A 21612-nucleotide genomic window follows, 5' to 3' on the forward strand; every position below is an offset into this window, starting at 1 on the left:
CCTTGGAATATCTACGAGATGTGCTGTTATGTAAATAAAAAAATGTGACTAATTACTTAATCTCTCACTCAAAATTGAATTCACCACATCAGGGCTGGCTTTTCCCTTAGTGGATTTCATAACTTCGCCAACAAAGAATCCGTATAATCTTGTTTTACCGCTTTTATATTCTTGAACTTTATCTTGGTTGTTATTGACGATTGTGTCGATAATTTCCGATATTTGATCTCTATCGGTTATTTGCTTGAGGTCCTGTTCTTCTATAATCAAAGACGCAGGTTTGCCAGTTTCAAACATAATATCAAAAACTTGTTTGCCAAGTTTAGCAGAGATCGTTCCATCGACGATAAAGTCGAGGAGCTCGGACAAAGCATCTGCTTTAATTGGGGAGCTAACAATATCAATATTTGCTTTGTTTAAACGACCGAAAAGCTCTACGGTTAACCAGGTAACTGCAATCTTTGAATCATGCTTTTTTGCTAATTTTTCAAAATAATCGGCAATTTCTTTATCAGAAGTGATAACGTCTGCATCATATTCATTGATACCTAATTCCTCTATGTATCGAAGTTTTTTTTGATCTGGCAACTCGGGTAAAGATGATTTAATAGAATCAATTTTGTCTTGGCTTATTTCAACAGGTAGCAAATCAGGTTCAGGGAAATATCTATAGTCACTTGAATCTTCTTTGCTTCTCATCACTTTTGTTTTTCCTAAAGTGACATCAAACAATAAGGTATCTTGACTTATTTCTCCTCCGCTTTCCAAAATTTTGATCTGCCTTTGTGCTTCATAATCTATAGCTTGTACAATATAACGTATTGAATTTAAGTTTTTTATTTCACAACGAGTGCCAAATGTGCTACTACCCTTTGGGCGAACAGAAACATTTGCATCACAGCGAAGTGACCCCTTTTCCATATCACCATCACATGAACCGATATAACGCAAAATCTGCCTCAATTTTTTCATGAATTCTGCAGCTTCTGCAGATGAACGAAGATCTGGCTCTGAAACAATTTCCATTAAAGCAACCCCTGCACGATTTAAATCTACGTAAGTTTTGCTTTCTTCATGAATACTCTTTCCTGCATCTTGCTCTAAGTGAATTCTTGCGATTCTTATTTCTTTTTCATTATTATTGATAAACACTTTACCATTTTTAACTATTGGCTCAAAGAACTGGGTTATTTGATAACCTTGTGGTAAATCGGGATAAAAATAATTTTTCCGGTCAAAGTAAGAGCATTTATTAATTTCTGCAGAAATTGCAAGACCGGTACATATTGCTTGCTCTATGCAGAAATAATTTAATATTGGCAATGTACCTGGCATTGCTGCATCAACTAGAGAAACTTGAGTATTGTGCTCAGTGCCAAATTCCGTTAGTGAACTAGAAAATAGCTTTGTCTTAGAAGAAACCTGAGCGTGTACCTCAAGTCCAATTACTGTCTCCCAGTTTTCTTTTGTCATGTATTTTATTCAATTAATAACTTTATATTCTGCAAACTAGCACAAAAAGTCAAATAAAACTCATTTAACCTATGATCCAAGAGCGGTGTATATCAATAATATAAGAGTTACTACAGTTTCTATTGACTAGGCTGTTATATAATAAAGTTAAGTGCTGCCAAAAAATATCTATAGTAGGCCAAAACATAATTTTGATGGCAACTGATTAGCTAACAAATTTATAAACATCAGTATATAGTTTATCAATGCCTGGCTCTTTACTATTTTTAGCAAAATCTTCTGACTTTTTTACTAAATCTCGTATTTCCTTATCAATAGCTTTGCATTCTTCATCAGAAGCGATTTTATTGTCTGTTATATACTGCTTTAAGGTGCTTATAGGATCATGATTTTGCTTCATATCTTCAACTTCTTCTTTTGAGCGATAAGTAGCAGGATCTGACATTGAATGTCCACGATATCGATATGTCTTCATTTCAAGCAAGATAGGTCCTTTTCCCCCACGTACGTGCTCAGCTATTTCACTTGTTAACTCATAGACAGAGAAAAAATCCATTCCATCAACTTGTTTTCCAGGAATACCAAAACTCTCTCCTCTTTTATATAGTTCAGTTACTAAAGTTGATCTTTGTACAGAAGTTCCCATTGCGTATTCGTTATTTTCTATGATATAAACCACAGGTAACTTCCACAAAGATGCCATATTAAATGATTCATATACTTGTCCTTGATTTGCAGCACCGTCACCAAAATATGTGAATACAACGTTATCTTTTTTCTTGTATTTATTAGCAAATGCTATTCCTGTGCCAATTGGGACTTGTGCACCTACTATTCCATGTCCACCAAAGAAATTTTTTTCAACATCAAATATGTGCATGGAGCCACCTTTGCCTTTTGAACACCCTGTTTCTTTGCCGGTTAGTTCTGCCATCACAACATTCGGATCAGAATTACATGCAAGCATTAAGCCATGGTCTCTATAGCTTGTGATAAAAGCATCACCAGGTTTTGATGCAGCTTGAGTCCCAACTGCAATTGCTTCTTGCCCTATTGATAAGTGACAGAATCCGCCTATTAATCCCATTCCGTATAATTGTCCTGCTTTTTCCTCAAATCTGCGTATGAGAAGCATTTTTCTGTAGAATCCAATCACCTGTTCTTTAGTGAAATTTTCTGCTTTCATATTGACTTTCTTTTACTAAATTGAGATCATACCAGAAATTTTTAACATTTTATAATACTATCTATATGGGCTACTATCACTGGCTTGAAGCTTTTCACGTTATCTCTGTAATTATGTGGGTGGCAGGTATGCTCTATTTGCCAAGGCTTTATGTTTATCATGCATCTGTAAAACCAGGGTCAGAAAATGACAGCTTACTTCAAATAATGGAGAAGAGACTCCTTAGATATATCATAAACCCTGCAATGCTTTTCTCCCTTAGTTTTGGAATTATGCTAATGATTATTAGGGAAGCATATCGCGAAGGGTGGTTTCATGTAAAAGCGCTAGCATTATTCTTAATGTTTGCTATTCATGTCCTACTTGCAAAGCATAGGAAAAATTTTGCAGTGGGCTTGAATAAGAAAACTCACGTTTATTTTCGTGTTTTAAACGAAGCAGTAACAGTGTTAATAATAATTATAGTTATTATGGTTATTGTAAAACCTTTTTGATTTTCTAGCCTAATGATGAACCATTGAATGGAGTATAAGAATTGTTACTAAATAGTTTATTCTGATGTTCCGTAGTCTAAGTAAAGTACTTAAGGTATAGATTCTTTGTTTTTGTGTGTTATCCTGGTTAACAAGAATTCGCAGTAGTATTATAATGAGTAAGTTAAAAAAGCTTAGTGCTGGACTTTCTTTGACAGGCCTAATTGGTAGTGATGATATAGATATGCAAAGGGCAGGAAATAGAAAGAAGAAATATCAATTTTTGGATAAGACGTTCGCATGGATTGATGCGATGATAAATTTTATTTTTAAACGTGAGAGTAATAACGTAAATGAAGTCCTAAAAGTCACATGGGGACCACTATTTTTTGGTTTAGTGGTGATATTCATCTTTTTTGGAATAGGTGGTATTTGGTCAGCTATAGCTCCAATTGACGGAGCAGTGCATGCAAGTGGAGAAGTTATTGTCTCTTCAAATAGAAAAATAGTGCAACACTTGGGTGGGGGAATAATAAGCAAAATTTTAGTAAAAGAAGGTCAAGCAGTTAAAAAAGATGAGCCTTTAGTTTTATTAAGTGATGTTAACGAAAAGGCAAATTTGAGTATAATTAAAGAAAAACTCTTATCACTTTTGGCAACTGAAGCAAGACTTATTGCAATCAGGGGAGACTTAGATACGCTAGAATTTTCTGATGAGGTTAAAAGATTATCTAACGATGAACTTGTAAATAAAGCGATAAAGAATCAGGTAAAGTTGTTCAACTCTCAGAGAAAGAGTATATTAGGAAAAACTGACATACTGCAACAACGTATAAAGCAGTTAAATGATGAATTAGCAGGGCTAAATTTTCAACTAAATGCAGCCCATAAGCAATATGACTTGATAACTGAGGAGTTAGAAACAAAAAGACAATTACTTGATAGTGGCCATATAAGCAAACCACACATTTTAGCTTTAGAAAAACAGTTTGCTGAAATTGAGGGTAGAGTTGGACATTACCGTTCTGCAATATCTCAAGTACAGCAAAAGATTGGAGAAAATGAGTTAGAGATTATAAATGTGAAGAATGATGCTCAAGAAAGAGCAAATGCTGAGCTTAAGGAAGTTAATACATCTATTGCAGACTTAAAAGAGAGGCTGATGGTTGCTGAAGATTCGTTAGCACGTACAATAATTAAATCACCTCAAGATGGTATAGTTACAGATATAAGATACCACACTGAAGGTGGTGTTATACAATCTGGAGTCCCAATCCTGAGTATAGTACCATCAGATGATGATCTAATAATAGATGCTAAAGTTCTAACCAGAAACATAGAAGAGATACTGTCAGCAAAAAAGAAAGATAGCAATATAGTCTCTATCGACGGACTAGAAGGGCTGAAAGTTAAAGTAAGGCTGAGCGCTTATAGTGCACGTCGCTTAAGTTTAATTAACGGTATAGTAAACCATATTTCCCCTGATGCTCTTGATGATCCAAGGATGGGGCGTTATTATTCAGTGCGAGTGGTGATACCAAAATCAGAACTTGCTCAATTTAAAAACGTATACCTATATCCTGGTATGCCAGTAGAAGTATATATAGTTACTCAATCTCGCACTCTTTTATCGTTCTTGTTTACACCTATAATTGCAACATTCGATAGATCTTTCATAGAGAGATAATTTATTTGGCTTTTCTAGAAAATTTGTTTACAGAGTTTGATATGCAAAAAAATTTACACACAAGTAGTGTATTATTTTATAATTATTTTCTATAATATGTAAATCTTTGATTTAAGATGCAAATGCTAACGTAAACATTAAAGGTTAATTAGTAAACTCAGCTGTATAATAGAATTAAAGGAATTAGTAAGATTTTTACCTCAATGAATTATAAATAGGCAAACTTACTTAAAGTTTAATAGTGTCTGTTACTGCTTTTAGGTGTGAGGCTAGAGGGTTATTAGCAATAACAGACACTATTAAACTTATTAGGAGAGTAGACCGGCGGAACTTCCCCACCAGTCTCTCGCAGAACTGTGCATGAACCTCTCAGCTCACACAGCTCCCATTATTTAGCCTTTTGATCCTTGTCCTAGTTCCCAGTGGTAGAAAATATTTGGAGACCTTTTTCTCACCTTTCCTAGAAATTGGCTCGCTAGTCTTCCATGAGCTCGAAGTTTCTTATATTTTTTCCTAGCCCACTTTATTAGGTATCTCTCTATATTTCTGAGAGTTGGATGCATCTCTGATTTATAAAACCTGCCATAATACTGAAACCAGCCTCTGACTATGGGATTTACTTTCTTTGATATCTCCTCCATGGTTGTAGATGTTTGCCTGTGTATTTTCCATGATTTTATAGCTTGGTGGATCTTTTTCTTGGCTTTGTTGCTAATTGCAGGCATAAATAAGACTCTATAACCCTTAACTTTGTTCTTTGCTAACCTAGGTCTAAAAGTGTAGCCTAGAAAATCAAAGCTTTGTTTGGGAAATTCGCCCTTCCTGTAGTGGTCCTTACAGTACACTATTTGTGTCTTCTCAGGATGTAGTTTTAGCTTATACTCAGCCAATCTTTTTCCGATCATTACCTTGATAAATTCCGCCTGCTTCTGAGTTTTGCAGTGTACTATCGCGTCGTCTACATACCTCTCAAATGGCATGGTTGGATAGTTTTGTCTCATCCACATATCAAATACATGATGCATAAATATGTTCGAAATTATAGGGCTTATCGAACCTCCTTGCGGAACTCCTTTATCCCTAACTACCTTACTACCATCTGCTTGCTGAATAGGGACTTTCATCCACCGTTCAACGTACAGTATGACCCATTTGCAGTCTGTATGCTTCTTGATTGCTTCCAATGCTAACTCGTGATCCAAATTGTCGAAAAATCCAGATATATCCAGATCTACCGTCCAATCATTCTTCCAGCATCTCTTGCAAGTCGTACTTACCGCGTCCAGTGCAGATTTGTTTGGTCTATAGCCATACGAATCTTCATGAAACTTCTGGTCTACCAACGGCTCAAGATACATTGTGGCAGCTGTTTGTGCTATCCTATCTGTTACTGAAGGGATGCCTAATATTCTCTCTCCTCCTGTAGCTTTTGGTATTACAACAGCTTTTACTGGCTCTGGAAAATAACTTCCGGATGACATCTGATTCCATAATTTGTATAGATTATCTTTTAGATTTTCCTCAAACTTTGTTATCGAGACCCCATCTACACCTGCCGCTCCTTTATTTTTCGATACTTGTTTATAAGCTTTCCAAATAAGTTGCTTTGGTATATCAAAAGACTTTGTTTTATTCATTAACTCCTCCCTTTCGGTTGATAAATAATTAAAACTAAATAACTCAGCCCCTTCGCTCCATTTCCATTACAGAAACTTCTTCACTACTACGAGCTGATCCGTCCCTGTTTTTCGCATCGGTACTCTCACCCTCAGAGATCAGCTCTTTGGATTTCTCCCTTATCATCGAAACGACAGGTTCCCGCAGTTCCACACAATAGCCTGAAATAGATTCATGCCACCTCTATGCCGGACGCCACCTACCCAGTAAACAAGCTCCCGATAGGTTTATCCCAAGTGAATTCTACGCACCTGGTTTTGACATCATCGCATTAAGTTTCGACACGTGTTCAGTGGTTCACTTTCGTTCATCTCTCTATTTCACACATGACACATAATTGTGCCTTTTCCATAACGCTCACTACCTTGGCTCTTTACCAAAGCAGCTTATGGTTGTTTGAAGCCTGCTCTTGTAAACTGGCTTCAAGGGGCCCACCCTCATCTGTTGCGTAGCTTTTGCACTCAGCTTGTTCTTTTCTGAACAGTCTTTGTGTCTCTACGGCACACTAGAACTTCCTTAAAGTAAATACTTAACTTAAAATATTATAATATTTTAAGTTAAAATAGATTCATGTAAATGCTTTTTCCTCAAGTTAGTATCGTATTATTATATTTATTAAATGCTAAAAAAACATTAATCATCATTTACTTTTGATTCAATATTTAGCAAAACACTTGTGTAAATTCTATAATCTCTGTTTGCATAGTAAGTGTATATATATTATTATACAGTTAGTTTTACAGCAAAAAATATGGTGAAGTTATTTGCATTATTGATAATGTTTTACTCAAATATATCAATTGCTTCTGCTCCTACTTCTTGGCAATTTGGATTTCCTGCGCCTGCAACTGAGATAATGGAGGTTGTAGTTAAGTCACATTCGTTTGTGATGAGTGTAATGATTGCAATTATGCTTTTTGTATGGGCCCTGCTTGCTTATGTAGTATTTCGCTTTCGTAAGGGCAAAGTGAAAAATGTCAGTAAAATAACTCATAATATCTTTGTAGAAATTATCTGGTTTGTTATACCAACGATTATTGTTGGGGTATTGGCTTTTAAAAATGCTGAATTAATTAAACTACAGGAGAAAGTGCCAAAAGCTGACATAACACTAAAAGTTATTGGTCATCAATGGTATTGGAGTTACAAGTACCCAGAATATCAAGGTATTTCATTTGACAGCTATATAAAAGGAAAAGAAGACTTTACCGAAAGAGATTTAAAACTATTCTCTGTTGATAATAACGTTATTTTACCTATCAATACTAATATTCGTTTACAAGTGACAGCAGGAGATGTAATACATAGCTGGGGAATACCGGCTTTTGGTATAAAAATTGATGCAATACCAGGTAGGCTGAATGAAGCATGGTTTAACGTTACAAAGCCCGGTATTTATTATGGGCAATGTTATGAACTATGTGGTCAAGGTCATGGATTTATGCCAATTGTTGTTGAAGCAGTGAGTAAAGAAGATTTTAATAAGTGGATTGAAGATAAAAAATTAGTAAGTTAAGTTTGGAGTATAGATATGAGTGATGTACCAAAAGGTATAAGACGTTGGCTGTTTTCTACTAATCACAAAGATATAGGGACACTATACATTATTTTTTCCATATTAGCTGGAATTATTGGTGGATTATTATCGGTAATTATTCGTACTCAGCTAATGCACATTAATATACTTAACAATAATTACCAGCTATATAACGTAATGATTACAGGGCATGCGGTAATAATGGTGTTTTTTATGATAATGCCAGCCTTAATGGGAGGATTTGGTAATTGGTTCGTACCTCTCATGATTGGTGCACCAGATATGGCATTTCCTCGTATGAATAATTTAAGTTTTTGGTTGTTAGTTTCATCTTTTATTTTGCTTATCCTCTCGGTATTTGCTGGCGAAGGTCCTGGAACAGGATGGACTTTATACCCACCTTTGTCGCAAATTATGTCCCACCCAAGTGCAGGAGTTGATCTTGCTATACTTGCACTTCATGTTGCTGGTATGTCATCAATTGTTGGGGCGATCAACTTTATAGTCACTATATTCAATATGCGTGCAAAAGGTATGTCACTCACTAAAATGCCACTATTTGTTTGGTCTGTTTTACTAACGTCATTTATGTTAATTGTTGCCTTACCGGTACTTGCTGGTGCTATAACTATGCTGCTAACTGATCGCAATATTGGTACTTCCTTTTTTGATCCTGCTGGTGGCGGTGATCCTGTGTTATTTCAACACCTGTTTTGGTTTTTTGGTCATCCAGAAGTTTACATAATTATTTTTCCTGCATTTGGCATCATAAGTCAAGTTGTATCAACTTTTTCCCATAGGCCAGTATTTGGCTATAAAGGGATGGTTTATGCTATGATAGGTATAGCAGCATTTGGCTTTATGGTTTGGGCTCATCATATGTTTACTGTTGGGCTTAGCGAAGATGCTGCTGTGTTTTTTAGCACTACAACAATTTTTATTGGTGTTATAACTGGTGTAAAAGTCTTTAGTTGGATTGCAACTATGTGGGGTGGAGCGATTGAATTGAAGACACCAATGCTATTTGCATTAGGTTTTATTTTCATGTTTGTTGGAGGTGGTATAACAGGGATAATTCTTTCTCACGGTGGAATAGATAAACTTTTACACGATACCTATTATGTCGTTGCTCACTTTCACTATGTCATGTCGCTTGCTGCATTATTTGGAGCCTTCGCTGGTTTTTATTATTGGATAGGCAAAATGTCAGGTAAGCAATATAACGAGTGTTTAGGAAAGGTACACTTTTGGCTCACTTTTATTAGCACCAATGTTACTTTCTTACCTCAGCATTTCCTGGGATTAGCCGGCATGCCAAGGCGTATACCTGATTATCCCGACGCGTTTATCCCTTGGAATTATATATCCTCAGTTGGCTCATATATGTCCTTTGTTTCAGTTATGTTTTTTGTGTTTATAGTTATACATCTCTTCAAATGGGGCAAGAAAGCTGGAGATAATCCTTGGGAAGGTGACACTTTAGAATGGACGGTATCTTCACCACCGCCTTTTCATACTTTTGAAAAACCACCAGTGATAAAATAGAATGTACACAAGTGTTTTGCTAAATGTTGAATCAACAATACTGGATTTTTGGCATTTGCTAAAGCCAAGGATAATGTACCTTGTAGTGTTTACTGCAATTGCTGGAATAGTTGCTGCACCAGGTAGCATTCATCCTTTCCTTGCACTAATATCTCTTATGTGCATTGCTCTTGGTTCAGGATCTGCAGGTGCAATAAATATGTGGTATGACAGAGATATAGACTTGCTTATGGAGAGAACAAAAAACCGCCCTATACCTTCAGGTAGAGTTTCTGCAGAAAGCGCGCTTGAATTTGGCATAACTCTTGGAATATTGTCAGTATTTATCATGGCAATAGCAGTGAACTATGTTTCTGCTGCTTTGCTTGCAATTAGCATATTATTTTATGTTTTTATGTATACAATTTGGCTCAAAAGGCGTACTCCGCAGAATATTGTTATTGGTGGTGCAGCAGGTGCTTTTCCTCCAATGATTGGCTGGGCGGTTGTAACTGACTCTGTAAGCTGGGAAAGTTGTATTCTATTTTTAATAATTTTTATGTGGACTCCACCACATTTTTGGGCTCTATCCTTAAATAGATCTGAAGATTATACAAAAGCATCGATTCCAATGTTCAATATCGTTTATGGTCCAGAAAAAACGAGGAAATATATATTAATCTATAGCGTGTTACTCGTATTAACTAGCTTACTCCCAGCACTATTTTTGAAAAAGGCTCTATTTTACCTCAGTATGGCAATTATTGAAGGGTGTGTTTTTATTTGGTTTGCTGCATCCGTTATAAGGCTTAAGAGTCATAGCTCGCAGAAAAAAATGTTTTCTTATTCGATTTCTTATCTATTTTCTCTGTTTGCCAGCGTTATTTACTGCTCTATTGATTTGTTTTAACCATGAAAGAACATAAAAACTATCTTTTACTTTCTCTTCTAATAATGCTCGTTGTAGCACTTTTTTTTATTTCCATAATAAAATTTAAAGGTGCGGCTTAAATTGCCTCTATATCTATAAAAATTGTGATTTTATAGAAGCAACGATATACTTTATTAATTCACTACAGTTAAAGATGAAGAAAAAGGAAGTGACAATATACACAGATGGAGCATGCTCTGGTAACCCAGGGACAGGAGGGTGGGCAGCAATCATATTATTTCAAAATCATAGAAAGAACATCTGTGGTAGAGAAGAAAATACTACAAATAATAAAATGGAGTTAACAGCAGTGATCAATGGACTGAAGGTATTAAAATTTCCTTGTAATATCAGTTTGTATACGGATAGCCTCTATATTAAATACGGTATAACAGAATGGATAAATAAGTGGAAAATGAACGGCTGGAAGACAAGTAATAAGAAGTCAGTAAAAAATATAGAATTATGGAAAGAATTAGATAATGCTGCTTTGCAACACGAAATTAATTGGAATTGGGTGAAAGCGCATAATGGTGACAAATACAATGAGGAAGCTGATATTCTAGCAAGAAAAGCAATAATCAATGCTTAAAAAAATTACTATATCATTTTCTATAATTTTATTATTTATATCCTGCTTCTTTATCTTTTTTAAAGGTGAGGGACCTCTAGAAATCAATATTAGTTATATTAATTTTTATATAAAGAAAAAAATATTAAAGATATTTACCAATTCGGATGTCAGCATGGAGAGTACTTCGGTTATTTGGCATCAAGATGGCAAGCTAGTCATTACAGATTTAAAAATAACAAATCCTGATTTTACAATAGAAGTTCCTGAGCTTTTCGTACACTTTAAGTTAAGTTCCAAAAAGTTCTCTCAGGTTTTAGCTGATAATGTACACATATATATCAAGAGGGAGGAGAGCAAAGAGATAACATCTGTAATGACAGAGAAGATGAGTAGTACAAAAAATCTGCTAAAGACAATAAGAAAATTTTTTTTCTACTTCAATGCAGACTCAAGGATTAAAATTACTAACATTGCTATCAATAAAAGCATGGAAGGTGAATTTTTTATTGATAAAGTATATGTAGGGAAGGGGGAAGATTTCAATGTTTTGGATATTCGTGTCCATACAAAAGAAGGTAAAGGGTTTCTAGATGATTTATCCATTACGATAAAAAACCGTAATAATTTACTAAATTTCTATGGAACATTCTATAACCTAAAGTTGGGGCTATTTAACGAATTTTCCACACTAGTTAAAAGTTACAATTTGGACAAAGAAATAGGATTCAAAGGAAACTTTTCAATTAGAATTAATGGAAAGGATGAAGTTGTGGACGGAAACATATACGTGTTAAATACAGAGAGTCACTCAGGTAAAAACTTAGCCTTGACTAATGTAAATGTAAATTTGACATATAGTGATGAAATCATTAGCATAAAAAACTTTCATTTTAAGTTAAATGATACTTACCTTTCTTTGATTGGTAAAATGAACTTTGGCACAAATCATGCTTTGCTTAGAGTTAATATTAGTAAACTTGTTGCAAAAGATTTATGTACTTATGTACCAGATGGTCTAGTGAACAATGAATTTAGAAAGTGGTATTGTAATAATATTGATGGGAATATTATAAATACAATTATAAGTTTTAACGGTAAAATCGATAGTTTAATAAATGATGATCTGTCAGGTATTGTAATTGTTGCTGATATAGAAAATGGCAGCGTTCAATTTGATGAGGATTTTGAACGAGTAGAGAACTTGAACGGTGAGTTAACCCTCAAGGATAACAATCTCAAAATTATTGTAAATAGCGCTAAGTTCCAGAATTTCAATATTGATGGTGGCGAAATTGAGATGCAATCTCTTAATAAAGAGGATTCTGTTCTCACAATTAATGGTCAGGCTGTAAGTGATGCTTATGGGTTATATGAACCTATAAAATTTAAGCTGGATGATATGATGAAGATTACAAGGGACAGTATAGGTGGAATAGCAAAATCTGTATTCAGTTTTCACATTTTTAATTTAAATGCTGATAATAAAAAAGTAGATTTTTTAGCCAAATTTCATTCTGAAATTGATAATTTTGTCGCGTATAATGGCAGTCTTGGTAAATATGAGATTAAGCTTGATTTCGGCGGAGATTTTATTGATTTAAATGGCAGTGGTATGGTAAATAATACACAGCTGCTATTTGACCTCAAAAGTAGCAATAAAAATGAAAATTTTGCCTGGAGTTTGACTGGAGATTTGCCTGCTCAAATACTTAATTTCGGTGATGGCTATATCAATGCAAATATAGAGTCAGTAATGTATCAAGACAAAACAGGGTATGTTAATGGTAATATAGATTTATCAGAGCTCGAGTTGCGTTCAAGCTACTTAGGGTGGAAAAACCATTTTGAAGATCACAATGAAGTTTTATTTTCTACAAGGCTAAAAGGAGTAGGTAAGTTACTAATAGATAAACTAGATGTTGTAGGAAATGATCTAGACATAAAATTTAGCGGAAGAGTAGAAAATGGAAATCTATATTTAAATTCTAGCAACTTTAAATTACCTGATAATAATTTTAGTATAGAAATTGAATCAGGTAAGGAGAAAAATGCCATAACTATTCACGGTGAGAAAATCAACTTAAGTGATGTGTTAGGTTTACTTGGCAAAGATAGTAATCGATTAAATAACAAAATAGAAGTTACTATGAATGTTGATAATATAATTATGAAAGAAGGAATTATCATAAAAGATGCTAAGCTAAATGTAACTTGTGCTAAAGGTGATTGTAGTGGAAGTCAATTCACAGGACAGTTTTTAGAAGATAACAGTAATATACTAGTAGAACATAGTGAAATAGGGCTTGAAATATATTCGGATAATTCAGGTATGCTTTTGCGTTCTTTAGGTATTGGTAAATCAGTTAAAAATGGCAAATTATCTCTTTATCTATCTTCTAAGAGAGAAAATGGAGAACATTATGGTATGTTATCTATCAGCAATTTCTATATCAAAGATGCTCCACTGCTTACCACTTTATTATCAATGTCTTCACTGCCTGGTATTGTAAATGCTATAAAGAACGAAGGTGTACATTTTTATAAGTGTAATGCACCTTTTTCATATAAAGATGGCACTGTTGAAATTGAAGAATCTTGGCTTGAAGGAGCGGAACTAGGCATTAGCACTAGTGGTACGCTCGATATTAAGGGTTATAAATTCCAGGTTGAAGGACAAGTAATACCGGCATACTCAATTAACAAATCTTTGTTGAAAATCCCTATAATCGGAAAACTTCTGACTGGTGGAAAGAGTAGGGGGATTATTTCAATAGACTACAAAGCAAATGGTGATGATAAAAACAACAACGTATCTGTTAATCCTATCTCTTCGCTAACCCCAAGCTTACTTAAGAGGTTATTAGGAGTATTTGATCGTATTATGACAAAAAGTAATAAAAGCATTTTAAAAGGTAGTTTGAAGAAGAAATTTAGCTCAATATGACCAGAAGAAAAGTTGTTTATTGATGTTTAGTTAGATGGTAAACGTTAGATACAACAAACAGAGGAAGTTAGATAAAATAATTAAGGGAACAAGAATATAAAGGTTTAACTTGAAGTAACCGGATAAAATCTGAGTCACACTTCCAAGTGCTGGTACCCACGAAAGCAATGCAACTGCACAAATCAGTAGGTGCCTTACAATTTTTGGTGTTTTGTCTTCATTCTCTAATTTGTGATGTGATCTTCTGATAAAAATTGTTATTCTACCTAAATACCAGTTAGCTATTCCACCAAGACTGGATCCTAATACTCCAAAAAGTAATATAAGTAGTTGATCGTAGTTTGACCTAAAGCATAACATAGTGTAAAGTACAAAACCTTGATGTATGGGTAAGATAAGCGATGATACTAGGCTATCTATAAACAATAGGAGATAATTTTCCATACCAAGTTGTTGTACCATCTTCGTTGTCAGAAATTGTAACCCCCATTTGTTTCAATTGCTCTCTTATTTTGTCTGCAGTATCATAATCTTTATTTTGTTTTGCTACTTTTCTTAAGTCTATCAACCTTTCTATTTCTTGATGACTCACACCACTTGCAAACCACTCTTGATAACTTGACTCAAGAATACCAATGAACCTTGCGCTTTTAACAAACTTCTTAGTTAATTTGAGCTTCTCATATTCATTACTTGTCTTATTGATTTCTGTAGCCATTTCATGCAATATGGCTACAGCTTCAGGAATGTTTAAATCGTTTTTCAAAGCCTCTATAAAATCTTTAGAGACTTCTGTATCACTTTCCTCAATACATGTACTACGTAATAACCGATAAAACTTGTTTAAAGTTTCTTGCGACTCAGAGATAACATTTTCTGTCCAATCAAGTGGTTTTCTGTAGTGAGTTTTAAGCAGCGCATAACGTATTACTTCACCCTTTATTCCACTATCTAACAAATCCCTTACTTTGACTATATTAAATAAGGATTTGCTCATTTTCTCTTCATTTACCGTAAGAAACCCGTTGTGTACCCAATATTTTGCAAACGTTGACTCAGCAAATGCAGATTTACTCTGTGCAATTTCATTCTCATGATGAGGAAATTGCAAGTCTATACCCCCACCGTGAATGTCAAAATCTTTGCCAAGGTAAGCATATGACATTGCTGAACATTCTATATGCCACCCTGGTCTTCCCTCTCCCCATGGACTATTCCAGTGACTTGAAAGTTTATAGTCAGTTTCGTTTGCAGGTTTCCAAAGTACGAAGTCTCCTGGGTGTTTTTTATTTTCACCAACTTCAACTCTACTACCGTAGTTTAATTCATCAATTTTTTTTCCTGATAAAACGCCGTATTCAGGGTAAGATTCTACACTAAAATATACATGTTTATTGGATTCATAAGCATGACCAGCTTGCAGCAAAGACTCAATTAACTTGATAATGTTATCTATGTTTTCCGTTGCTTTTGGTTCATATGTTGGTTCTGCACAATTTATGCTTTCCATGTCTTCATGAAAAGTTTTAGTGTAATATTTGCTAATGCTTTCTATATTACTATTTTTCTCATTTGCTGCATTGATTATCTTGTCATCGATGTCGGTTATATTACGCACATAAGTAACTTTTCCATAACAAAATTTAAGCAGTCGAAATAATACATCGTAAACAACAATAGAACGTGCATTACCTATATGTGCTGTATCATATACTGTTGGCCCACAAACGTACATTTTTATATGATCTTTATCGATCGGTGTAAAGGGCTCTTTTTTTTTTGTTAAAGTGTTGTAAAGCTTAACCATATACAAAGCTTTTTAGAAAAGAAAATGCTCCAAATATAAGCTGTGGTCCTTTAACTATTACGACAAGAGTAAGTAATAACCCACACAATGATACTAATACTCCCATTATAGAGAGAAATCCATCTTTGCTCATGATACCCAGTGAAATGAGAGTTGTACCAATTGCAGGAATGAAGTTAGTTAAAGGAAGTGGGATTGCTATCGATAATGCACAAAGCAGCATTATAAATGCTAAAATATTTTCACCAGGACCACGAAAAATGAAAGACATTCTTGGTTTCATGAACTTTTCTATTTTTTTTAATGTAGGTGAAGTTTTCTCTACCACGAGAGCTAGTGTTGAACGTTGAAAAGATTTCCTTTCTAGCCAATTAGGCATCCAAGGAGAATCAAACCCAAATAGAAGCTGCAGTGAAAATAAGATTAAAGGTATAGAAAGAATGGTTGTATAGCCAGGTGGAACAGGTATAGGTACTGATAGCGGTAAAGAGAAGATGATTATTAAAATACCAAAACCACGCTCATGTAAAGCTGTTTTAATATCAAATAATGTTACTTTATCATTATCGTTATTATTAGTATCTGCAACCTCTTTTAGAATATCAGAGGCCAATTTTTTATCTTCAGTCAATTTCACACTTTTTTCCACAGTTACCCTTTAATAACAATATAACTTCTAACTAACATAGTTATTGCTATATTTCAATATCGATTATTCATTTCATGCTGTACTTCATTCTTTTATTAAAGTGTTGTAAAGCTTTTAAGTTATAAGGCTTTTAAGAAGAGAAAGTGTTCCGGCTATAAGTTTTGGTCCTTTAACTATTACAATAAGGGTAACCAATAACGCACAGAATGAAACTAACACTCCTAACGTAGATAAAAATCCATCTTTACCCATAATGCCGAGTGAAATAAGAGTTATACCAATTGCAGGAAGGAAGTGAGTAAAAGGTAATGGAAGAGCTATTATTATTGCACAAAGCAACATCATAAAAGCTAGAATCTTTTCACCCGGACCAAGAAAAATAAAAGACATTCTTGGTTTCATGAACTTTTCTATTTTTTTTAATATAGGTGAAGTTTTCTCTACCACGAGAGCTAGTGTTGAACGTTGAAAAGATTTCCTTTCTAGCCAATTAGGCATCCAAGGAGAATCAAACCCAAATAGAAGCTGCAGTGAAAATAAGATTAAAGGTATAGAAAGAATGGTTGTATAGCCAGGTGGAACAGGTATAGGTACTGATAGCGGTAAAGAGAAGATGATTATTAAAATACCAAAACCGCGCTCATGTAAAGCTGTTTTGATGTCGAACAATGTTACTTTATCACTATCGTTGTTATTGGTATCTGCAACCTCTTTTAGAATATCAGAGGCCAATTTTTTATCTTCAGTCAATTTCTCACTTTCTTCCACGATTAACCTTTAATAACATTCTAACTAACATAATTATTACTGTACTTCAATCATACCTCTTCAATTCTTTAGCCTTGTTTAAACAAATGACACGCACTTTAGTGCGTGTCACGAAACATAAGGAAGCTAACGATCTGGTTCATTAGATGATAGTTTCTCTGAATCCTTAAGTTCTTGTTTAAGGTTTTTAATGCCTTTGCCTAAATCACCCATAACTTGTGGTAACCTACCTGCACCAAACAGAACTAAGATTATTATTAAGACTAGAAACAGCTGCCATGGACCTAAACTCATTTGTACCTCCGTTGAAAATATTAACTTTTAGGTATTAAAACTTGACTGAAGCCAAGTGATACATAAATTATATCACTTTTATTAAATTATAAATCAAGAGTTTTTAATTATCTTATAATAGTTTTAGCCTAACATTAAGTTTAGTTTAGCTGTAGAGTAAAAGGAAGCTCACTAAAAAATTTTGCTAACGTATCATCTTTAGGTCTGTGGTATATGTAGCTAGGAACTCCTGATTGAATAATTTTACCATTTTTCATCACGTAAATAAAATCTGCAACTTTCAACGCTTCTTGCGGATCATGAGTTACCATGAGTACAGGAATATTTTTGCTTCTAAAAAGTGACAATATATGGTGCCTTATTCGATATTTGAGCAGTATATCTAAATTAGAAAATGGTTCATCGAGCAAAACAACATCAGGATTTTGCGCCATTACTCTTGCTATTGCAACTAATTGTTGCTGTCCTCCTGATAAAGCATGAGGGTACATGTTTTCATATTTTTCTATATTAAATAGCTTTAAGATTTCCAATGCAGTAAGGTATTTTTCTTTCTTAGAAGTACTGCAAATAGCAAAAGTTATATTTTCTATTACTGTTTTATGAGGAAATAATGCAGAATGCTGAAAAATCAATCCGATATTTCTACGCTCTATAGCAATTGACACTTTGTTACTTGCAACTAATTTATCATTTATAACAATGGTTCCAGATTTTGGATTTTCTATTCCTGCGATTAATTTTAGAATTGTTGACTTGCCACAGCCAGAATGACCTAGTAAACAGGCAACACTTCCTTTCTTCACTTGAATGTTGATGTTGCTTAAAGCAAAGCCATCTTGATTACTATAAAAGTAACTAATATTGTTAACTAGCATTAATCTTTCAATTGGAATCGTATTATTAAATATAACAGTATTACATTCAAGAAATACAGAAATATTTTTTATTATTGTGAATTAATTGTACAGGGTGCCTAGAAAAATGCGAGACTTTTTGCTATAATTTTGCATAAATAGCAGAAGACATGGGACTATAGCTCAGTAGGATAGAGCGTTGGATTCCTAATCCGAAGGCCGTGCGTTCGAATCGCACTAGTCCCACTTAATCTTAATAAAGTAGAAGAAACTAACACAGGTTTACAACACCGTTCTAGGAGTTAGAGTCCCAGTTTCTCAACTTACAGCGTTTGCATGCTTGGGTTTATATGCTCAACCTTATTTTCTTCCATTGCTCTATAACTTGGCAGTGTAGAATTTTTTACATGTAATCCAGTTACTATTACAACTAAAATAGCTAGGACACTGCAAACTAATGCACCAGCTAAAGATGGAACCATCACAGCAGCAGCAACAAATAATCCTGCAATAACAACTCCAACAACATCACTCCTTAATGAGGCGTAAAAACTCTCCTTACTTTTTTTGTATTTAGTTTCTTTTTCATGTGGTGGAGAAAGTTGAGCATCTCCAAAGCCGTTAGCTTTATTATCATTATTTGGTGTGACAGTTGGGCCAGTCCTTGTTGATACAGGTGCTTCATTTTTGTTATTATTACCATTAGTACTAACTGGAGGCACTGTTGCTACAGGTCTACTAATAACATTTCTATTACTATTGGATACACTATTTGTTTCTATGTGGAATGTTTCTTGTTCCTTATTTGTTGCTGATCCATGCGGCACAATTATTTCTCGATTATTTTGTATCAGTGCTGTCGCTGCTACAGAATTCTTTTCTGCAAAAGCAGTGCAGAATGCATCATCTTTTAATTTTTGGTATAATCTGTACAATTCATCTTCAGGATTTAACTTTGATTGCTCTGCATTAACACTTTGCAGTAACGTGCTCAGAATCTCAGCATTGTCATCATCAGTGTAAGAGACAACAAAGCATAATATAGATTTTTCTCCTTCAATTTTGCTAACGTAATACCTTCCTTCTTGACCGATTGCATTGATGATGGTCATTCCATTTTGTAAGAGAAATTTTATAACGTTCAAATTTTGATCTTTAATTGCATATTCTAGTACAGCATTTTTTTCACATTTGCTCTGAAGATTAATTTCCTTCCTTCTTAACCTTTTTTGCAAATCTTCAAAACTAGTAACTGTGCTATCCTGTTTTGTAACCCTATCTATATCAAGACACAGATTCCTAATGTCATCATTATTTAACGTGAGACCAGTGCTTGTATTACTGACATTGGACTCCGCTCCATCAGGTGTGTTTTGCTTCTCTTTTTTGTTTATTGCTGATCTAAGCAGTGCAATTATTACACAGCTTGAGAGATATTTATTGTGATCAGAATTGCTGAAGTCGACTTTAAACTCAGAATCTATTTGAAGTTGTTCTCTGAGTGATAATTTCCCTTCTTCAATTATTTTTAGAAGATTTCTTATACCATCTTCTGGTACGCCTTTCATATACTTTAAAAGTAACTTAACTTTTGTTAGTTCACCACCTATAGAGGCATGACTCAGAGCCTGAACTTTTTCTTCTCCAGTAAATCTTTTGTTATCCAAGAGTACCTTCATAATGTCAGTGTCCTCATTGCAAGTAGCTGTGTTGAGAGCCTCCAGTATTTTCGCATGATCTATGTAATCTAAAAACGGCTCAAACCCTTGAACATTGCCTTGAATAATAGCACTATTTAAAGCAATAATTTTTTCTTCTTCTTCAAACTTACCACTATTCAAAAGTATCCTTACAACATCAGCTTGTTTATTTGCTACAGCTATGTCCAACATAGTTCTACCACCGCTGCTTTTTTTAACTTTAATATCTAACTGCGCAAACAATTCAACAATTCTTAGAAATACAGCAGAATCGTCTGAAACACCGTGCCTTTCTGAATAGATGGCATCTGCAAGTAAATCAAAAATTTTTGCATCTGTTGGCCCACTTTGTTTTAGCTTCTCACCAAATTCCTGAGCAGCTATATTAGGATTATCAGTTACAAATTTCTTTACATCTTCATAAGTTAAATTACCGATCATATTCAAATCTTACTATTATTGCTATACGCTTATTATATCAACTTTTTCATTATTCAGTCAAGTAATCTTGCAGTATCAAATGGCATGATATATATTGATTTATGATTCTCGAGCAAATGATAGAAGATTTAGCCTATAAGTTAGTGAAAGTAACCGAAGCTGCAGCACTTGCTGCATATAAATTGGCAGGCCTTGGTAATGAAAAAAAGGCCGATCAGGTTGCAGTTGATGCAATGCGTACGGTGCTAAACTCAATGGAAATAAATGGTACAATTGTGATTGGGGAAGGGGAGAGGGACGAAGCACCGATGCTATATATCGGAGAAAAAGTTGGCACAGGAAGTGGCCCTGAGATTGACATTGCTGTTGATCCACTTGAAGGCACTACGATTTGCGCTCATTATAAACAAGGGGCAATGTCTGTTCTTGCTGCAACAAAAAAAGGTAATTTTTTACATGCACCTGATGTTTATATGGAAAAGATAGCAGTGGGAAAAAATCTCCCAGAGGGTGTAGTCTCACTAAAAAATAGGATTGAGAAGAATCTGGACAATTTAGCCAAGGCAAAAGGATGTAAAGCAAGTGATCTTATAGTAACTGTACTTAAACGTGAAAGACATGATGAATTAATATTGAAAATCAGGAGATTGGGAGTAAAAGTTAAACTAATAGATGATGGTGATGTTGCAGCCGTAGTTTCACTAATAAATGGCAACCACGATATGTATATCGGCATAGGAGGAGCACCAGAGGGAGTGCTTGCAGCTGCAGCACTAAGCTCAATCGGTGGACAGATGGAAGGAAGATTGATATTTGACACCGATCAGTTAAGAGAAAGAGCAAAAATTTTGAATATCACGGACCCAGAAAAAATCTACACCATAAAAGATATGGCAAAGGGTGAATCAGTGTTTATTGCAACTGGAGTAACAAATGGAGAACTTGTGGATGGAGTAAAACTTAATCGAGATATCTGCTTGACCCGTTCATTAATAATATTACCTGGTAAGGTAGTAAAAATACAAACGAAATCAATATCTTGAACATTTATTATATACTAATTATATAATTTTGTAGAAGCTACCTGTAG

19 protein-coding genes and 1 tRNA gene are annotated in these 21612 nt (G+C 34.5%); 9 read left to right on the forward strand and 11 right to left on the reverse strand.

Going from position 1 to position 21612, the window contains the following annotated elements:
• Window positions 1–48 precede the first annotated feature (48 nt).
• Together gatB and pdhA are read right to left on the reverse strand one after the other, a co-directional pair.
• The gene (gene gatB / locus ABWU65_RS06680) at window positions 49–1473 is read right to left on the reverse strand and encodes an Asp-tRNA(Asn)/Glu-tRNA(Gln) amidotransferase subunit GatB (RefSeq protein ID WP_353280507.1); all 1425 of its coding nucleotides are present in this window, start codon (window positions 1471–1473) and stop codon (window positions 49–51) included.
• 205 nt (window positions 1474–1678) lie between these two features.
• Window positions 1679–2659, reverse strand: coding sequence for a pyruvate dehydrogenase (acetyl-transferring) E1 component subunit alpha (gene pdhA, locus ABWU65_RS06685; RefSeq protein ID WP_265025406.1), 981 nt, complete (start codon window positions 2657–2659; stop codon window positions 1679–1681).
• A 65-nt stretch (window positions 2660–2724) separates the two neighbouring features.
• Here pdhA and hemJ point away from each other — a divergent pair, with 65 nt between their 5' ends.
• Both hemJ and ABWU65_RS06695 read left to right on the forward strand, forming a co-directional pair.
• Window positions 2725–3153: a protoporphyrinogen oxidase HemJ gene (gene hemJ / locus ABWU65_RS06690; protein ID WP_254229658.1), complete on the forward strand. Its 429-nt coding sequence runs from the start codon at window positions 2725–2727 to the stop codon at window positions 3151–3153.
• A 154-nt stretch (window positions 3154–3307) separates the two neighbouring features.
• Window positions 3308–4819, forward strand: coding sequence for an HlyD family type I secretion periplasmic adaptor subunit (locus ABWU65_RS06695; protein WP_007302760.1), 1512 nt, complete (start codon window positions 3308–3310; stop codon window positions 4817–4819).
• A gap of 392 nt (window positions 4820–5211) precedes the next feature.
• On the opposite strand, the gene ltrA is transcribed toward ABWU65_RS06695, so the two are convergent.
• Together ltrA and ABWU65_RS06705 are read right to left on the reverse strand one after the other, a co-directional pair.
• The gene (gene ltrA / locus ABWU65_RS06700; RefSeq protein ID WP_353280030.1) at window positions 5212–6456 is read right to left on the reverse strand and encodes a group II intron reverse transcriptase/maturase; all 1245 of its coding nucleotides are present in this window, start codon (window positions 6454–6456) and stop codon (window positions 5212–5214) included.
• A 43-nt stretch (window positions 6457–6499) separates the two neighbouring features.
• The gene (locus ABWU65_RS06705; protein WP_262986403.1) at window positions 6500–6622 is read right to left on the reverse strand and encodes a hypothetical protein; all 123 of its coding nucleotides are present in this window, start codon (window positions 6620–6622) and stop codon (window positions 6500–6502) included.
• 625 nt (window positions 6623–7247) lie between these two features.
• On the opposite strand from ABWU65_RS06705, the gene coxB reads away from it, so the two are divergent.
• The 5 genes from coxB (at window position 7248) to ABWU65_RS06730 (ending at window position 14006) form a co-directional block, all read left to right on the forward strand.
• The gene (gene coxB, locus ABWU65_RS06710; RefSeq protein ID WP_213863699.1) at window positions 7248–8012 is read left to right on the forward strand and encodes a cytochrome c oxidase subunit II; all 765 of its coding nucleotides are present in this window, start codon (window positions 7248–7250) and stop codon (window positions 8010–8012) included.
• Window positions 8013–8027: 15 nt separating this feature from the next.
• Entirely contained in the window at window positions 8028–9578 is a 1551-nt protein-coding gene (gene ctaD, locus ABWU65_RS06715; RefSeq protein ID WP_353280509.1) for a cytochrome c oxidase subunit I, read from the forward strand.
• A gap of 1 nt (window position 9579) precedes the next feature.
• Entirely contained in the window at window positions 9580–10467 is an 888-nt protein-coding gene (locus ABWU65_RS06720) for a heme o synthase (RefSeq protein WP_353280510.1), read from the forward strand.
• Between the two features lie 175 nt (window positions 10468–10642).
• A complete protein-coding gene (gene rnhA, locus ABWU65_RS06725) occupies window positions 10643–11080 on the forward strand; it encodes a ribonuclease HI (protein WP_007302764.1) in 438 nt (145 codons plus the stop codon).
• The gene (locus tag ABWU65_RS06730; protein ID WP_353280512.1) at window positions 11073–14006 is read left to right on the forward strand and encodes an AsmA-like C-terminal domain-containing protein; all 2934 of its coding nucleotides are present in this window, start codon (window positions 11073–11075) and stop codon (window positions 14004–14006) included. The genes rnhA and ABWU65_RS06730 overlap by 8 nt, the downstream gene beginning before the upstream one ends.
• Window positions 14007–14036: 30 nt before the next feature.
• Here ABWU65_RS06730 and ABWU65_RS08165 read toward each other — a convergent pair whose 3' ends face one another.
• From ABWU65_RS08165 to ABWU65_RS06755, 6 genes are all read right to left on the reverse strand, one after another.
• Window positions 14037–14450 carry a YqaA family protein gene (locus ABWU65_RS08165; RefSeq protein WP_012481730.1) on the reverse strand — a complete coding sequence of 138 codons (414 nt, stop codon included), beginning with the start codon at window positions 14448–14450 and terminating at the stop codon, window positions 14037–14039.
• Entirely contained in the window at window positions 14419–15813 is a 1395-nt protein-coding gene (gene cysS, locus ABWU65_RS06735) for a cysteine--tRNA ligase (RefSeq protein ID WP_012481729.1), read from the reverse strand. Before cysS ends, ABWU65_RS08165 begins: the two co-directional genes overlap by 32 nt.
• The gene (locus ABWU65_RS06740; RefSeq protein ID WP_007302767.1) at window positions 15806–16462 is read right to left on the reverse strand and encodes an exopolysaccharide biosynthesis protein; all 657 of its coding nucleotides are present in this window, start codon (window positions 16460–16462) and stop codon (window positions 15806–15808) included. The genes cysS and ABWU65_RS06740 overlap by 8 nt, the downstream gene beginning before the upstream one ends.
• 114 nt (window positions 16463–16576) lie before the next feature.
• Window positions 16577–17230, reverse strand: coding sequence for an exopolysaccharide biosynthesis protein (locus ABWU65_RS06745; protein ID WP_007302768.1), 654 nt, complete (start codon window positions 17228–17230; stop codon window positions 16577–16579).
• Between the two features lie 126 nt (window positions 17231–17356).
• A complete protein-coding gene (locus ABWU65_RS06750; protein ID WP_006013840.1) occupies window positions 17357–17524 on the reverse strand; it encodes a twin-arginine translocase TatA/TatE family subunit in 168 nt (55 codons plus the stop codon).
• 140 nt (window positions 17525–17664) lie between these two features.
• Window positions 17665–18402 (reverse strand): ABC transporter ATP-binding protein, encoded by a 738-nt coding sequence (locus ABWU65_RS06755; protein ID WP_007302769.1) that lies wholly within the window; start codon window positions 18400–18402, stop codon window positions 17665–17667.
• Window positions 18403–18553: 151 nt separating this feature from the next.
• On the opposite strand from ABWU65_RS06755, the gene ABWU65_RS06760 reads away from it, so the two are divergent.
• Window positions 18554–18627 (forward strand) — tRNA-Arg (locus tag ABWU65_RS06760).
• A gap of 77 nt (window positions 18628–18704) precedes the next feature.
• Here the strand turns inward: ABWU65_RS06760 and ABWU65_RS06765 are convergent.
• On the reverse strand, window positions 18705–20522 hold the full coding sequence (locus ABWU65_RS06765; protein ID WP_353280513.1) for an ankyrin repeat domain-containing protein: 1818 nt from the start codon (window positions 20520–20522) through the stop codon (window positions 18705–18707).
• Window positions 20523–20641: 119 nt separating this feature from the next.
• Between ABWU65_RS06765 and glpX the strand changes: the two genes are divergently transcribed.
• A complete protein-coding gene (gene glpX / locus ABWU65_RS06770; protein ID WP_254230082.1) occupies window positions 20642–21565 on the forward strand; it encodes a class II fructose-bisphosphatase in 924 nt (307 codons plus the stop codon).
• The last annotated feature ends 47 nt before the right edge of the window (window positions 21566–21612 follow it).

This window comes from Wolbachia endosymbiont (group B) of Silvanus unidentatus (genome assembly GCF_964028615.1).
In the GTDB taxonomy this organism is placed as follows: domain Bacteria; phylum Pseudomonadota; class Alphaproteobacteria; order Rickettsiales; family Anaplasmataceae; genus Wolbachia.